This is a genomic window from Micromonospora orduensis (assembly GCF_006228125.1).
Lineage (GTDB): Bacteria > Actinomycetota > Actinomycetes > Mycobacteriales > Micromonosporaceae > Micromonospora > Micromonospora orduensis.
The window spans coordinates 17,355-31,799 of the sequence record NZ_VDFY01000166.1 but is presented as its reverse complement, the minus strand read 5'-3'; the positions used below and the strand labels follow the sequence as shown (position 1 = coordinate 31,799).

Sequence of the window (14,445 nt, the reverse complement as noted above, 5' to 3'; positions counted from 1 at the left end):
CGCGAGATGACGAACATGCGTCATCGCTGCGCGAAGAGCCAGGTTACCAGGTCGCCCGGGACGAGCCAAAACGGCTCGGCCATCGCGCGGACGGACCCGGCCCGTCGGGGACCAGAATACGCCCCCGGTCGCTGCCGTCGGTCACTGCCAGCCCTGGCGGCGGGCAAGCCAGTCGAGCGACTGTTCGCCGCTCCACCGCTGGTGGGCGGGCAGGTGCGGCGAGGCCGTGGGCGGCGTCGCCGCGGCACCGGTGAGGTAGTAGCCGGCCAACGCGGCCAGGGTCGCGTCCAGCGCGTCCGGAGGTGCGCCCGCAGTCGCCGGGTGCGCGGCGAAGAGCCGGTCCGCGTCCAGCCCGCCGGCGTACGCGGTGAGCAGCAGGCCGGCCAGGTCGAACCAGGGCGGCCCGTGGCAGACCCAGGTCCAGTCACAGAACCAGGCCCGGCCGTCCGCGTCGATCAGCACGTTGTCGACCCGCAGGTCGCCGTGGATCAGCCCGGCCGCCTCGGCGGCGTACCCGGGAAGGCGGGCCTCCAGCGCCACCAGCTCGGGTAGCCGTCCCCGTACCGGCTCGGGCAGCGGCGGCGACGGCTCCCGGCCGGCGGCGACCTCCTCCCACCAGAGGATGTCCGAGCGCGCCAGGTCGGCCAGGTGCGGCAGGCCCAGCGCGGTCAGCCCGGCCGGCGCGTCGGCCAGGGCGGCGGCGACCTGCGCGTAGCCGTCGAGCGCGGCGTCCAGCTCGGCGGGCACCCAGGGCAGGCGCGGGGTGTGCCCGTCGACCGCGTCGGTGCAGAGCACGAACCAGCCGGCCTCGTGGAGGGTCCACCGGGGGCGGGGCGCCGGCAGATCGGCCGGCAGCCGGTCGAGGATCGCGGCCTCCCGGGCGTACCACTCGACCAGGTGCGGTTGCTCGGCGGCGGGTGCCGCCTTGACGAAGGCCCGACCGCCGTCGGCGGTGTCGAGCACGGCGGCGAACCCCCGGGTGAAGCCCGCGCCCGCGACCCGGGCGGTGACCACCGGCGCGCCCAGCCGGTCCGCGACCGCGGTCCGCAGCGCCGCCGGCAACGCCTGCCAGGACGGGCGCAGCGCGCTGGCGTGGTACGGCACGGGAGGCAGCGGAGTCGGGGACACCCCACCATGCTGCCCCGGGGTACGTGCGGGGTGCGCGGCGACACTGCCAGACTGCCAAGCCATGAGGACCGAGGACTTCTGGCACCTGATCGACCAGGCACGGGCCGGGGGCGGGGGAGAGCCCGGCCCGGTGGCCGCGCGGGCCGTCGCGCTGCTCGCCGAACGCGACCCGGAGGACATCGTCGGGTACGCCCGGCACCAGACGCGGGTGCTGGCCGCGTCGCACAGGGCGGATCTGTGGGGTGCGGCGTACCTGATCAACGGGGGCGCCTCGGCGGACGGGTTCGAGCACTTCCGGGGCTGGCTGATGACCCAGGGGCGGGCCGTCTTCGCCCGCGCGGTCGCCGACCCGGACTCGCTTGCCGAACTGCCCCAGGTGCGGGCGGCCTCGCTCAGCGGGGAGGAGTTCTCCGCCGAGCAGATGCTCTCGGTGCCCTGGGACGCGTACCGAAAGGCCACCGCGACGGAGCTGCCGGCGGACCGCGACCCGGTGCGGACCCCCGACCTCAACGACTTCTGGGACTTCGACGACGAGGAGGAGGCCCGCCGGCGACTGCCCCGGCTGGCCGCGCTCTTCGTGGAGCCGCCGCCGGAGTGAGGTTCCCCGGCCGATCCGTCGCCCGCGCAGCGGGCGTACCCCGGCGGCGTGGGAACATGGAGGGGGTCGGCGGCGCGCCGGCCTGTTCACGTCAGCCGACCAGAACGGACCGCTGTGCCACCGAAGCTCGATCCCGGCGCGAACGCCCCTGGTGCCACCGACCCCGGTCGCATCCGGAACTTCGGCATCATCGCCCACATCGACCACGGGAAGTCGACCCTGGCCGACCGGATGTTGCAGCTCACCGGCGTGGTCGACCCCCGGCAGATGCGCGCGCAGTACCTGGACCGGATGGACATCGAGCGCGAGCGCGGCATCACCATCAAGAGCCAGGCCGTTCGCATGCCGTGGACCATCCGCGAGGGCGAGCGGGCCGGTGAGCACGCCGTCCTCAACATGATCGACACCCCGGGGCACGTGGACTTCACCTACGAGGTGTCCCGGTCGCTGGCCGCCTGCGAGGGTGCCGTGCTGCTTGTCGACGCCGCGCAGGGCATCGAGGCGCAGACCCTGGCCAACCTCTACCTGGCCCTCGAGAACGACCTGCGCATCATCCCGGTGCTCAACAAGATCGACCTGCCGGCCGCCCAGCCGGAGAAGTACGCCGAGGAACTGGCCCACCTCATCGGTGGTGACCCGGCCGACTGCATCCGGGTCTCCGGCAAGACCGGCGAGGGGGTGCCGCACCTGCTCGACGAGATCGTCCGGCAGTTCATCCCGCCGGTCGGCGACGCCGAGGCGCCCGCCCGGGCGATGATCTTCGATTCGGTGTACGACGTGTACCGCGGCGTCGTCACGTACGTCCGGGTCATCGACGGGCGGATCAGCGCCCGCGAGCGGATCAAGATGATGTCCACCGGCGCGGTGCACGAGCTGCTGGAGATCGGCGTCATCTCGCCCGAGATGGTCAAGGCGGAGGCGCTCGGCGTCGGCGAGGTCGGCTACCTGATCACCGGCGTGAAGGACGTCCGCCAGTCCCGGGTCGGTGACACGGTCACCATCAACAGCCGGCCGGCCGCCGAGGCGCTGGGCGGCTACAAGGACCCGAAGCCGATGGTCTACTCCGGCCTCTACCCGATCGACGGGTCCGACTACCCCAACCTGCGTGAGGCACTGGACAAGCTCAAGCTCAACGACGCAGCCCTGGACTACGAGCCGGAGACCTCCGGCGCGCTGGGCTTCGGCTTCCGCTGCGGCTTCCTCGGCCTGCTCCACCTGGAGATCATCCGGGAGCGGCTGGAGCGCGAGTACAACCTCGACCTGATCTCCACCGCGCCCAACGTCGTCTACCGGGCGATCACGGACGACGGCGCGGAGATCGTCGTCACCAACCCGAGCGAGTACCCCACCGGCAAGATCGCCGAGGTGTACGAGCCGGTGGTCCGGGCCACCGTGCTGACGCCCAACGACTACGTGGGCGCGGTCATGGAGCTGTGCCAGGGCCGTCGCGGCACCCTGCTCGGCATGGACTACCTCTCCGCCGACCGGGTGGAGCTGCGCTACACGCTGCCCCTCGCGGAGATCATCTACGACTTCTTCGACCAGTTGAAGAGCCGTACCAAGGGCTACGCCTCGCTCGACTACGAGCCCTCCGGCGAGCAGGCGTCCGACCTGGTGAAGGTCGACATCCTGCTGCACGGCGAGCCGGTGGACGCGTTCAGCGCCATCGTGCACAAGGACAAGGCGTACAACTACGGCGTCACCATCGCCGCGAAGCTGCGCACCCTGATCCCGCGCCAGCAGTTCGAGGTGCCGATCCAGGCGGCCATCGGCAGCCGGGTCATCGCCCGGGAGACGATCCGGGCGATCCGCAAGGACGTGCTCGCCAAGTGCTACGGCGGTGACATCAGCCGTAAGCGCAAGCTGCTGGAGAAGCAGAAGGAGGGCAAGAAGCGGATGAAGATGGTCGGCCGGGTCGAGGTGCCGCAGGAGGCGTTCATCGCCGCCCTCTCCTCCGACTCCGGCGACGGCAAGGCCGCCGGAAAGAAGTAGTCCGCCGGCGCTGGTTGGCCGCACCGAGCCACCAAGATCCGCGCACCTTCGGGGATAGTGCTGCCTGCGGCCGCGCCGAGGCACCAGTTTCCCTGAAGTTGCGCGGATCTTGCCGTGTGGGTGCCGGCGCGGCGGACTGCCCTGGGGCGTCCTCGCGCCCGCTCGGCGGGGTGCTGGCGTCCGGTGGTGTGGAGAAATTTTTCGGCCGCCGCCGGGGGTTGGCGGTCCCGGCGAGAAGGCCTCCTACCTGTGCGGATGCGTGTGTCGCCAATCGACGCAGCTCCTTGGACATAGACGGCGGGCGCTGCCTTTTGCCGTGAGTCGGTTTGGATTTTTGACCCGTCGGGCACTTAGCGGTCACGACAGGAAGCACACACCTCGTGTGTCAGACATTCTTCGAAGGAGGGCGACCGTGGAGCTCACCGTGTGGGGCATCATCACTGCGCTCGTTGTTGGTCTCATCGTCGGAGCCCTGGGCCGCCTGGTCGTCCCGGGTCGGCAGAACATGCCCATGTGGCTGCACCTGCTGATCGGTGTGGGCGCGGCCCTGCTGGGCACCGTGCTGGCGCGGGCGGTCGGCATCGCCACCGAGACCAGCGGCATCGACTGGGGCGAGCTGCTGGTGCAGGTCGTCGTGGCGGCCATCGCGGTCGCGCTGGTGGCCGGCGTGGGTCGCCGCCGCAGCGTCACCCACTGACAGCCGCACCACCCGTACCACCGCGACCCTCCGATGGGCGTCCGACCGACAGGTCGGGCGCCCATCGGCGTTCCTGCCGGGCTGGTGGAACCTGCCCAGGTAGGCCAAGTCGTGATCGTCTGGTGGACGAAGTCGGTTTGGACTTCAGGCCGGTCGGGCACTTAGCGGTCACGACAGGAAACACACAACTTCGTGTGTCAGACATTCTTTGAAGGAGGGCGACCGTGGAGCTCACCGTGTGGGGCATCATCACTGCGCTCGTTGTTGGTCTCATCGTCGGCGCGCTCGGCCGCCTGGTCGTCCCGGGTCGGCAGAACATGCCGATCTGGCTGCACCTGCTGATCGGTGTGGGCGCGGCCCTGCTGGGCACCGTGCTGGCGCGGGCGGTCGGCATCGCCACCGAGACCAGCGGCATCGACTGGGGCGAGCTGCTGGTGCAGGTCGTCGTGGCGGCCATCGCGGTCGCGCTGGTGGCCGGTGTGGGTCGCCGCCGCAGCGTCACCCGATAACAACCCGGTATCACCTGGTTGCACAGCACCGCTTGAAAAGAGCGCCCGGCCATCGGCCGGGCGCTCTTTCGTGCTGGAGTGCCCGACTTCGGCCCGGTGCCACGCCGTACCGGGCCCTGCGGCTGCGGTACGGTCGCGGACACCTCCCACTGTCGTAAAGGAATTCTTCGTACTAAGGTGCGGCGGAGAAGGTTAGTTCCAGGCGGCGCGAGGGGAGAACTGGCGTGAACAGGTGGAAGCGGCTGGCCCCGGTCACCGCCATGGTGGCCTCGGCCGCGATGGTGCTGACCGGCTGCGGAGGCTCCGGTGACGAGGCGTCCGACAACAGCAAACTGACGGTCTGGATGATGGGCGAGGGCGGCGACGCCCAGAACAAGTTCCTCGACTCCGTCGAGACGGAGTTCCGCCAGAAGCACCCCGACACCGACGTGGTCGTGCAGTACATTCCCTGGCTCGAGGCACCCAAGAAGTTCCAGGCGGCGCTGGCCGGCGGCGAGGGGCCGGACATCACCGAGCTGGGCAACACCGAGACCCAGGGCTGGGCTGCCCAGGAGGCGCTCGCCGACGTCAGCGGGCGGATGGGCGGCTGGGCCGAGAGCAAGGACCTGCTGCCCGACCTGGTGCGCAACGCGCAGCTCGACGGCAAGCAGTACGGCGTGCCGTGGTACGCGGGCGTGCGGGCGATCTACTACCGCACCGACTGGTTCGCCGAGGCCGGCGTGCAGCCGCCGAAGACCTGGGACGACCTGGTCGCCGTCGCCAAGACCGTGCAGGCGAAGAAGCCGGGCACGTACGGCATCGCGCTGCCGGGCAATTCCGAGCTGCCGTTCTACTCCTTCCTCTGGGGTGCCGGCGGGGAGATCGCCAGCAACCAGGGCGGCACCTGGAAGTCGGGCTACACGACGCCGGAGGCGCAGCGGGCCGTCAAGTACTGGACCGACCTGGTGACGGTGCACAAGGTGGCCCCGCCGGCCGCCGCCGGCTGGAACGAGATCGACGCGCGTACCCAGTTCGCCACCGGCAAGGCCGCGATGGCGTTCGCCGGCAGCTGGCAGCAGGGCGCCATCAAGAAGGACAACCCGGAGATCGAGAAGGTCTGGGGTACGTTCCCGATCCCCGGCCCGGACGGCAAGGCCGCGCCCGGCTTCGCGGGCGGTTCGGACGTGGCGATCTGGAAGGACAGCGAGCGTCAGGACCTCGCCTGGGACTACCTGACCGTGCTGCTGAACAAGAAGAACGCGCAGGCCTTCGCCAGCAGCCTCGGCTTCTTCCCGGTCTACCAGGATCTGGTCGCCGGTGACACGTACGCCAACGACAAGGTGATGGCGGCGTTCGCCACGACCATGCAGAACACCAAGCTCACGCCGCTCACCCCGAAGTGGGTGGAGGTCAGCCGGACCAAGACGGTGACCCAGGCGATGAACAGCTCGGTCATGAAGGGTCAGAAGACGGTCGAGAAGGCTACCGCCGATGCGGCCGGTGAGATGGAAAGCATCCTCAACGCCAAGTGACCACGCTGACCGAGGTGCCGGAGACGGCCGCCGCGCGGGAGAACCCCGCGCGGCGGCGTCGCCGGGTGGACCGCCTGCCCTACCTGCTGCTCCTGCCCGCCCTGGTGATCATCGGGGTGTTGCTGCTCTGGCCGCTCGGTCAGGTCGTGGCGATGTCCTTCTACCGCCTCAACAGCGTCCGGCAACTGCGCGGCGACCGGGAGTGGCCGTGGGTGGGGCTCGGCAACTACACAGACATCCTGTCCGATCCGTTCTTCCTGACGGTGCTGCGCAACACGGTCCTGTTCGCCGCGGCGAACGTGCTGCTCACCATGGTCCTCGGCACCCTGGTCGGGCTGCTGCTCAACCGGCTGGGTCGCAAGATGGCCACCTTCGTGGCCAGTTGCGTGATGCTCGCCTGGGCCACCCCGGCGCTGACCGGCACGATCGTCTGGAAGTGGATTTTCGACGACACGAGCGGCCTGGTCACCTGGCTGTTCAACGCGCTGCCGGACGGCCTGTCCAACTCCCTCTTCGGCCGTAGCGACTGGACCGGCTACGGCTGGTTCAACTCGCCCCTGCTGTTCTTCGCCATCCTCACCCTTGTGGTGGTCTGGCACTCGTTCCCGTTCATCGCGGTGAGCGTGCTCGCTGGTCTCAAGAGCGTGCCGAGCGAGTTGCACGAGGCGGCCCGGGTGGACGGCGCGAGCCCGTGGCGGGTCTTCTGGAAGATCACCTTCCCGCTGCTGCGCCCGGTCTTCGGGATCCTGATCGTGCTCTCCACCATCTGGGACTTCAAGGTCTTCACCCAGCAGTTCGTGCTGGCCGGCGGCACCCAGGACCGGCCGACGTTCATGCTCTCCATCTACTCGTACGCCGAAGCCTTCTCGCCGCCGCCGAAGTACGGGCTCGGCGCGGCCATCGCGGTGATCCTCACGCTGATCCTGCTGGTGGTCACCGGCTTCTACGTACGGATGGTGCTCAGGCAGGAGGACGAGTCGTGAAGAAGATCGCCCTCAACGGCGCCGGGCTGCTGGTCGCGCTCTTCGCGGCGTTCCCCGTCTACTGGATGATCTCCACCTCGCTGAAGCCGAGCAGGGAGATCTTCTCGTCCACTCCGCAGCCGGTGCCGGCGCACCCGACGCTGGAGCACTACCGGGAGATCCTGACCGGCAACCTGATCCCGGGCGTGAGTTTCCTCGACTTCTTCGTCAACAGCGCGATCGTCGCGGTCTCGACGGTGGTGCTCAGCGGCCTGGTGGCACTGCTCGCCGCGACCGCCGTGGCCCGGTTCCGCTTCACGCTGCGGACCAGCTTCCTGATCATGCTGCTGGTGGTGCAGATGATCCCGCTGGAGGCGCTTGTCATCCCGCTCTTCCTGATGATCCAGCGGCTCGGTCTGTACAACACGCTGCCCAGCCTGATCCTCACGTACCTCGGGTTCTCGCTGCCGTTCGCGGTGTGGATGCTGCGCGGCTTCGTCGCCGCGGTGCCCAAGGAGTTGGAGGAGGCGGCGGCGATCGACGGGGCGAGTCGGGCCCAGACGTTCCGGCGGGTGCTGTTCCCCCTCGTCGCGCCGGGCCTGGTGGCGACCAGCATCTTCTCCTTCATCACGGCCTGGAACGAGCTGATCTTCGCGTTGACGTTCATCAACGACCAGGGCCGCTACACGCTGCCGGTGGCGATGACCTTCTTCTTCGGCCGCGACGACACCAACTGGGGGCCGGTGATGGCCGCCTCCACCCTGTTCACCCTGCCGGTCATCATCTTCTTCCTGCTGGTGCAGCGACGGATGGTCTCCGGTCTGGTCGCGGGCGCCGTCAAGGGCTGACCGTGTGCAGGGACGCCCGGGCGATCAGGCGGGAGGCTCGGCCAGCCGCTCCATCCGGTTCCAACCGGACCAGCCGCGCTCGCGCATCAGCTCCCGCAGCCGCTCCACCCGCGGATCGGACTCGACGGCGAGCGCGTCGATCAGGTCGTGCGGGAGATCGTCGTCGGCCTCCTCGCCGAGAATGACCTCACCGGCGGCGTGTGCCTGCTCCGCCAGGCACGCCATGATGTCGGCGGCCTCCGCCAGACGCGGGTCGTCCTCCACGTCGCCGTCGAAGATTTCCGACAGCACCCGGTAGAGCCGGACGACCTGCGGATCGTCGAGTTGGGCGACCTTCCCGGGCATCCACTCGACGATGCGGTCGGGCCAGCGCGCCGCGACCAGGATCCACCCGTCCCGTTCAGCCTCCACCATCCGCTCCGACGCCCCGATGCTCCGGAGCCGATCGAGATAGGCGGCCACCTCCGGTGGGAGCGCCAGACTGTCCCCGGCGGTGAGCTGCCCGATGTGTCGACGGCTGGTCTCCAGCCGTTCGATCTCGTCGCGCAAATGGTTGTCGATGGTTCGAATCGCTTCGGCGAAGGCTGACGCTTCGGCTTCGAGCATCCGACTGATCTGCGACAGCGGCACGCCGGCGTCGGCGAGGGTGCGGATCTTGATGAGGGACACGGCTGCCGTCGCGGCGTACCGTCGGTAACCCGAAGGGTCCCGTTCCGGCTCAGGCAGTAGCCCGATCTGGTGGTAGTGCCGCACCGCCCGCACCGTGACGCCGGCGTACGCCGCCAGTTGACCGATCGTCAGCATGCTCCGATCCTGCCCGCTGTTCGCCCAACTTTGGTCGACGCCGGCTCAGGAGATCCTGCGACGGTAGGTGACGGTGGCGAACAGGTAGGCGAGAACGAGGATGCCGACGCACCAGGCGAGGGCGATCCAGATGTCGGTGCCGATCGGCTGCTTGGTGAACAGGTCCCGGATCGCGTTGACGATGGAGGTCACCGGCTGGTGCTCGGCGAAGGCGCGCACCGGGCCGGGCATGGACTGGGTGGGCACGAAGGCCGAGCTGACGAACGGCAGGAAGATGAGCGGGTAGGAGAACGCGCTAGCACCGTCCAGAGTCTTTGCGGTGAGGCCGGGGATCACGGCGATCCAGGTCAGCGCCAGGGTGAACAGGACCAGGATGCCGGCGACGGCAAGCCAGCCCAGCACGCCCACTCCCGTACGGAAGCCCATCATCAGGGCAACGAGCACGACGACCACGAGCGAGATCAGGTTGGCGACAAGCGAGGTCAGGACGTGCGCCCACAGCACGGAGGATCGTGCGATCGGCATGGACTGGAATCGTTCGAAGATGCCGCCCTTCATGTCCAGGAAGAGCCGGAAGGCGGTGTAGGAGATGCCCGAGGCGATCGTGATGATCAGAATGCCGGGCAGCAGATAGTTCACGTACGAGTCGGAGCCGGTCTCGATCGCGCCGCCGAAGACGTAGACGAACAGCAGCATGAAGGCGATCGGCATGATCGCGGTGGTGATGATGGTGTCCGGGCTGCGGGCGATGTGGCGCAGCGAACGGCCCAGCAGGACGGCGGTGTCGCCGAGGAAGTGCTTGTTCATCGTTGTTCCTTCTCCGTTTTGGCGCCGACGAGGGTGAGGAAGACGTCCTCGAGGGTCGGCTGCTTCTCGACGTACTCGACCTCGGCGGGTGGGAGGAGCCGCTTGAGCTCGTCGAGGGTGCCGTCCACGATGATCCGGCCCTCGTGCAGGATCGCGATCCGGTCGGCGAGCTGCTCCGCCTCGTCGAGGTACTGAGTGGTGAGCAGTACTGTCGTACCGCCCTTGGCAAGCTCCTTGACGGCCTGCCACACCTCGATGCGCGCCTCCGGGTCCAACCCGGTTGTCGGCTCGTCGAGGAAGATCACCGGCGGCTCCCCGATGAGACTCATCGCGATGTCCAGTCGGCGCCGCATGCCACCGGAGTACGTCGCCACCCTCCGGGTGCCCGCCTCGGTCAGCGAGAAGCGCTTCAGCAGGTCGTCCGCGATCGTTCCCGGGGCCTTGAGGTGCCTGAGCTTGGCGACCAGGACGAGGTTCTCCCGTCCGCTGAGGACCTCGTCGACCGCCGCGAACTGCCCGGTGAGACTGATCGACTCGCGTACGCGGGCGGCCTGGGCCGCGACGTCGAAGCCGTTGACCCGGGCGGTCCCCGCGTCGGCCTTGAGCAGCGTGGACAGGATCTTCACCACGGTGGTCTTGCCCGCCCCGTTCGAGCCGAGCAGGGCGAAGATGCTGCCCCGCGCCACGTCGATGTCCACGCCGCGCAGCACCTTCAGTTGTTTGAACGACTTCTCCAGGCCCTGCACGTGTATCGGGGGCTGTTCGACCTGATCGGTTGTTGGCGAGGTGCTCATGGCAGCCAGCATGGAGGGTTGACGCAGCGTCAAGGTCAAGCCCGCAGTGCGGATTCACCTAGGCTGACCGTCATGACCGGCAGGGTGGCAGCGGTGAACCTCGGGATCGTGACCGAGGCGGAGTGGGCCGGCGACGCGAGCGGCCGCAGCGGCATCGACAAGCGGCCCGTCGACGGCCCGGTACCGGTGCTCGCCGAGGGCCTCGCCGGCGACTTCATCGGCGAGCGGGCCCATCACGGCGGTGCGGACAAGGCCGTCTACGCGTACGCCGAGGAGGACGCCGCGTGGTGGTCGGCCGAGATCGGCCGGTCGATCCGTTCGGGGGGCTTCGGTGAGAACCTGACCACCTACGCGGTGGATGTCACCGGGGCGGTCATCGGCGAGCAGTGGGCGGTCGGCACGGCGGTGCTCCAGGTGACGATGCCGCGTACGCCGTGTACGACGTTCGCCGGCTTCTGGGGCGTTCCGGACCTGATCCGGCGCTTCACCGTCCGCGCCACACCGGGGGCGTACCTGCGGGTGCTGCGTGCGGGGGAGGTGGGCGCCGGTGACCCGGTCGAGGTGGTGGAACGCCCCGCGCACGGGGTCACCATCGGCGAGGTGTTCCGGGCGACGAGTCTGGAGCCGGAGCTGCTGCCCCGGCTGCTCGACGCCGAGGACCTGCCGGAGAAGATCCGGGAGAAGGCCCGTCGCCGTCTCGCCGGTCGCGGCTGAAAAGCGAGGAAGGCCCCCTGCGCACAGGGGGCCTTCCGCACGGGTAGCAGATCAGCGCAGCCAGGGAATGTTGCGGTCGAGCAGACCGCGCTCCTTGAGCTCCTTGCGCAGCGGGATCTCGTCGTCGACGTACCCGTCCCAGTTGATGCCCCAGTAGTTGGCGGTGTGGGTGCCCTCACCGATCAGCTGGCGCTGCACGGGCGTGCGGTTGCGGTACCACTCGCCGTTCACGTCGGGGTGCAGCTCGTCCAGCGGGCGGATCCACCGGTAGGTGTAGCCGACGAACAGCATCTTGCGGGTGATGGTCGACAGGTTCGTCGACCGGGAGTGCCACTGCCGGCGGTCGAAGATGAAGGCGTCACCCGGGTTGGCGGTGATCTCCACCGTGCCCTCCGGGTCGGGGTTGTGCACGCTGAGGTCCTTGGGCCGGTCCAGTGAGTTCCACAGGTGGCTGCCCGGGATGACCTTGGTGGCGCCGCGGCCGGTCTCGGAGAGGTCGGACAGCACGTACGCGACCTTCAGCGAGAACATCGGCCGGGGCAGGTTCGGGTCCATCGTCTCCGGGTCGGAGTTCTGCCGGTACCCGTCCTGGTGCCAGCCCCAGTAGGGCTTCTCCGGCTCGGCGGCCGGCGGGGTGACGTCCAGGTGGTTGTGGTGGGTGTAGATGTTCCAGCCGGCCAGCCCCCACATGTACGGGAAGGCGATCGGGTGGGTCAGCAGCTCACCGAAGAGCTCGTCGCGCTCCAGGAAGCCCAGCAGGTGCAGGGTGCCGTCCTTCTTGGTGGTGCCCTTGGCCTGCTCCTCCGCGTAGACGCGGTCGACAGCCGCCTCCAGCGCCGCCCGGTGGTCCTCCGTCAGGACGTTGCGCAGCAGGAGGAAGCCCTGCTCGTGGAACTCCTTGCGGTCAGTGTCGCTGATCGGTTCGTAGCCGGTCCGGTCGCCGTAATCGAACACCGCGTCGTACCCCTCCCCATGAGGTGAAACCTTTTCTGGCACAGGCCGCCGATCGTAACGCGACTGTCCAGACATCGGGGAGGGCGTACGGCGCGGGTGGACCCGGGCCGGACCTAGTGCAGCGGTTCTACTGCGAAGAGTGACATCTATATGATCAATTGGGCGTTACGTGGCAGGATGCCCGATTGTGCGGTGACTGCCGGTTAGGAGATCCGGCTAGCTCACCCCTCGGCGAAGACCTCCGCCAGCACCTGCCCGGCCGGCCCCTGCTCGCCGTCCACCGGACCCCACGTGCCGTTGCGGGCGGTCCACTCCCGGCCGCCGAAGCGGACCCGCTTCACCCCGTGGTCCTGGGCGTGCGAAACCAGCCAGTGCGCGTACCGCCAGCCGTCGCGCTGGTCGGCCGCCGGCACCGTCAGCCCGGTCAGGTCGGCCGCGTCGGTGCCGGACAACCCCCAGTCCAGCTTCAGGTTGTGGGTCAGCTGCGCGGCCGCCGCCGCGCCCCGCATCACCGGGGTACGCCCCACCGTGCAGGCGACCGCACTGGTGGCCTCGCCCAACAGTGCCCGGCTGAGCACCTCGGACTCGTCGGCCCACTTCTGGTACGCCTCGGGGAACGCCGAACGCTGCACCCGCTGGGCGGCGTCGGTGACCCGCATCTTCTCCCAGCCGCGCACCTTCTTCAGCGCCGCGTAGAAGCGGTTCGCCGCGTACCGGGGGTCGCGGATCTGCGCCTGGGTGCCCCAGCCCTGGCTCGGCCGCTGCTGGAACAGGCCGACCGAGTCCCGGTCGCCGTCGGCGAGGTTGCGCAGCCCCGACTCCTGGTACGCGGTGGCCAGCGCGACCACCACGGCCCGCTCGGGCATGCCCCGCTGCGCTCCGATCGCCGCGATGGTCGCCGCGTTGGCCATCTGGTCGGCGTCCAGCGCCACCCGGCCGTCGGCCTGGACTGTGCACTTGCGGGCCAGGGGCAGTTGCAGACGGTCCCCGGCCTGCCGTACGACGAGCCAGATTCCGATCACGGCGACAAGGATGAGCACCACTCCACCTGCCACGGCTGCCCGAGTTCGCACCCACACCCCCTGGTCGACACAGTTCGGCAAGCGTACGTCCCCGTTGGCGTCGTCCGGGTCGTCCGACCGGTTCGGGGTCGGCTCTGCCGGCCCGTACCCGATCGGGAACTTCCCGGTTCCGCGCGGATCTCACCTGCTCCGCAGGCCTGTCTCCCGCGTCACCGGATGGTCGACGGCGGCGCGACCGCCTGGTGACCGGGACGCCACCGGCCGCGCGGCGTCCCGGGCGGAAGGCTCGGTCCTACCCGGCGTGATCGCCGTGATCCACGTCGGGAGCGGGCACCCAGCTCGCCGGTCGTTTTCCGCGGAACGCCATGACCCCCTCGCGCCCCTCATCGGAGAGGAAGAAACCGGTCGAGAGGGCGGAGAGCCGCGTCAGGTCGTCGCGCAGTTCGGCGGTGCCCGGCCGGCGCAGCAGCTCCTTCGCGCCGGCCAACGCGCGGGGCGCGCCACGGACCAGCGAGTCGCACCAGCGCCGCACCGCGTCATCCAGCCCGTCCGCCGGCACGGAGGCCGTGACCAGGCCGACCTCGGCGGCCCGCCGACCGTCGAAGGTGTCCCCGGTCAGGTACAGCTCGGCGGCGGCACGCGGGTGCAGCCGGGGCAGCACGGTCGCCGAGATCACCGCCGGGATGACCCCGATCCGCACCTCGGTGAACGCGAACGTCGCCTCGTCGGCGCAGACCGCCAGATCGGCGGCGGCGATCAGGCCCAGCCCACCGGCGCGCGCCGGTCCGCCGACCCGGGCCAGCACCGGCTTCGGGCAGTCCCACAGCGCGGCGAGCACGTCACCCAGCATCCCGGCGGGCACCGAACCGCTGGCGTACGCCGCGGCGGTCTCCTTCAGGTCGGCCCCCGAGCAGAACACCGGACCGGTGTGGTCGAGCACGATCGCCCGGACCGCGTCGTCGGCGACGGCGTCGGCCAGCCCCGCCAGCAGTTGGGTCATCAGGGCCGTGGAGAGCGCGTTGCGGTTGTGCGGGCTGTCCAGGGTGAGGGTGGTCACCCCACGGGCCGTGGCGACCCGCACGAGGACGTCGGGAGAGGTCATGCC

General features: G+C 69.7%; 15 protein-coding genes. 8 read left to right on the top strand and 7 right to left on the bottom strand.

The window, feature by feature from the left end; genetic code table 11:
* Positions 1-141: 141 nt before the first annotated feature.
* Positions 142-1,128, bottom strand: coding sequence for a phosphotransferase (locus FHG89_RS17270; protein WP_244295562.1), 987 nt, complete (start codon positions 1,126-1,128; stop codon positions 142-144).
* Between the two features lie 61 nt (positions 1,129-1,189).
* Between FHG89_RS17270 and FHG89_RS17265 the strand changes: the two genes are divergently transcribed.
* The 7 genes from FHG89_RS17265 to FHG89_RS17235 all read left to right on the top strand — a co-directional run bounded on the left by FHG89_RS17265 (position 1,190) and on the right by FHG89_RS17235 (position 8,245).
* Positions 1,190-1,726, top strand: coding sequence for a DUF4240 domain-containing protein (locus tag FHG89_RS17265; protein WP_139585412.1), 537 nt, complete (start codon positions 1,190-1,192; stop codon positions 1,724-1,726).
* A 114-nt stretch (positions 1,727-1,840) separates the two neighbouring features.
* Positions 1,841-3,718 (top strand): translation elongation factor 4, encoded by a 1,878-nt coding sequence (lepA, locus tag FHG89_RS17260; protein WP_139585411.1) that lies wholly within the window; start codon positions 1,841-1,843, stop codon positions 3,716-3,718.
* Positions 3,719-4,130: 412 nt separating this feature from the next.
* Positions 4,131-4,415 (top strand): GlsB/YeaQ/YmgE family stress response membrane protein, encoded by a 285-nt coding sequence (locus FHG89_RS17255; RefSeq protein ID WP_139585410.1) that lies wholly within the window; start codon positions 4,131-4,133, stop codon positions 4,413-4,415.
* A 224-nt stretch (positions 4,416-4,639) separates the two neighbouring features.
* Positions 4,640-4,924 (top strand): GlsB/YeaQ/YmgE family stress response membrane protein, encoded by a 285-nt coding sequence (locus FHG89_RS17250; protein WP_139585409.1) that lies wholly within the window; start codon positions 4,640-4,642, stop codon positions 4,922-4,924.
* Between the two features lie 224 nt (positions 4,925-5,148).
* Positions 5,149-6,435: a sugar ABC transporter substrate-binding protein gene (locus tag FHG89_RS17245; protein ID WP_139585408.1), complete on the top strand. Its 1,287-nt coding sequence runs from the start codon at positions 5,149-5,151 to the stop codon at positions 6,433-6,435.
* Positions 6,432-7,418: a carbohydrate ABC transporter permease gene (locus tag FHG89_RS17240; RefSeq protein WP_139585407.1), complete on the top strand. Its 987-nt coding sequence runs from the start codon at positions 6,432-6,434 to the stop codon at positions 7,416-7,418. Before FHG89_RS17245 ends, FHG89_RS17240 begins: the two co-directional genes overlap by 4 nt.
* The gene (locus tag FHG89_RS17235; protein WP_139585406.1) at positions 7,415-8,245 is read left to right on the top strand and encodes a carbohydrate ABC transporter permease; all 831 of its coding nucleotides are present in this window, start codon (positions 7,415-7,417) and stop codon (positions 8,243-8,245) included. The genes FHG89_RS17240 and FHG89_RS17235 overlap by 4 nt, the downstream gene beginning before the upstream one ends.
* 24 nt (positions 8,246-8,269) lie before the next feature.
* Here FHG89_RS17235 and FHG89_RS17230 read toward each other — a convergent pair whose 3' ends face one another.
* Genes FHG89_RS17230 through FHG89_RS17220 form a run of 3 tightly spaced genes read right to left on the bottom strand, consistent with a single transcriptional unit; the run spans position 8,270 to position 10,650 of the window.
* Complete coding sequence (locus tag FHG89_RS17230; RefSeq protein ID WP_139585405.1) at positions 8,270-9,049, bottom strand: MerR family transcriptional regulator; 780 nt, start codon at positions 9,047-9,049, stop codon at positions 8,270-8,272.
* Positions 9,050-9,094: 45 nt separating this feature from the next.
* Positions 9,095-9,856 (bottom strand): ABC transporter permease, encoded by a 762-nt coding sequence (locus tag FHG89_RS17225; RefSeq protein ID WP_139585404.1) that lies wholly within the window; start codon positions 9,854-9,856, stop codon positions 9,095-9,097.
* Complete coding sequence (locus FHG89_RS17220; RefSeq protein ID WP_139585403.1) at positions 9,853-10,650, bottom strand: ABC transporter ATP-binding protein; 798 nt, start codon at positions 10,648-10,650, stop codon at positions 9,853-9,855. Before FHG89_RS17220 ends, FHG89_RS17225 begins: the two co-directional genes overlap by 4 nt.
* 72 nt (positions 10,651-10,722) lie before the next feature.
* On the opposite strand from FHG89_RS17220, the gene FHG89_RS17215 reads away from it, so the two are divergent.
* Positions 10,723-11,364, top strand: coding sequence for an MOSC domain-containing protein (locus tag FHG89_RS17215; RefSeq protein ID WP_244295560.1), 642 nt, complete (start codon positions 10,723-10,725; stop codon positions 11,362-11,364).
* Positions 11,365-11,415: 51 nt separating this feature from the next.
* Here FHG89_RS17215 and FHG89_RS17210 read toward each other — a convergent pair whose 3' ends face one another.
* From FHG89_RS17210 to FHG89_RS17200, 3 genes are all read right to left on the bottom strand, one after another.
* Positions 11,416-12,318, bottom strand: a complete 903-nt coding sequence (locus FHG89_RS17210) for a phytanoyl-CoA dioxygenase family protein (protein WP_088988074.1) — start codon at positions 12,316-12,318, stop codon at positions 11,416-11,418.
* A gap of 221 nt (positions 12,319-12,539) precedes the next feature.
* Entirely contained in the window at positions 12,540-13,397 is an 858-nt protein-coding gene (locus FHG89_RS17205; protein WP_139585401.1) for a hypothetical protein, read from the bottom strand.
* Between the two features lie 235 nt (positions 13,398-13,632).
* Positions 13,633-14,442 (bottom strand): enoyl-CoA hydratase-related protein, encoded by an 810-nt coding sequence (locus tag FHG89_RS17200; RefSeq protein WP_139585400.1) that lies wholly within the window; start codon positions 14,440-14,442, stop codon positions 13,633-13,635.
* Positions 14,443-14,445 lie beyond the last annotated feature (3 nt).